Annotated in this window: 1 protein-coding gene; it reads left to right on the top strand. The window is 24.0% G+C overall.

Features of this window, described 5'->3' with window-relative positions:
* Window positions 1-250: 250 nt before the first annotated feature.
* Window positions 251-630 (top strand): hypothetical protein (locus tag ACQY5W_RS13295; RefSeq protein ID WP_428025451.1); only part of this gene is annotated, 380 nt, incomplete at its 3' end.

The raw sequence follows: 630 nt of genomic DNA, 5'->3' as shown, positions 1-630 counted from the left end.
AATTCGTTAGCACAGCTCATAACAAGGTGCACATTACATTTGAAAATGTTCGTCAGCTCATAACAAAACACATATTGCTTTAGTTTATTGAGATTATTTCTCTCTTTCTATTCAAATCATTTTTTAAATAAAATAATGAGTTATTTTATTTAGACAAATCAAATTTTTTAAAATCAATATCAGAAGGTGTGAAATATGAAAGCTTTTTTTAAAGGATTAATTTTATTAATTGTTTTAAATCAAATTTGGTATGCTTAAAATTAATTATTCCTTTTTTCTTTTTTTATTCTTTTCAATTAGTATTGTTTTCTCTCAAGATAAAACTGGAAATATTGTAGAATATTTTGGAAAAGAAAAAGTAAATGATATTCAAGAAGGCAAACTTTTGCATGTCTTTAAATCGGCATTCATTTTAGAGACTAAAAAGCTAGGTTTCGAATCATCCTCATTTCCAAAAGACCCGATTTTTAATAAGTTTTTAAAAAATCCAAAATATAAAGTTAAAAATAATAATGTCTTTGATATTGGTTATTTAGGCAATGAAATGGTATGGAAAACTATAACAACAGATGAAACAAATAGTTTTAGTGACAAAAATTTAAGGTCTAGCTATATATATTTCACATACAA

Source organism: Arcobacter sp. (assembly GCF_050300555.1).
GTDB lineage: Bacteria > Campylobacterota > Campylobacteria > Campylobacterales > Arcobacteraceae > Arcobacter.
The sequence above is the reverse complement of the archived record's forward strand: the minus strand, read 5'-3'. Positions and strand labels throughout refer to the sequence as shown.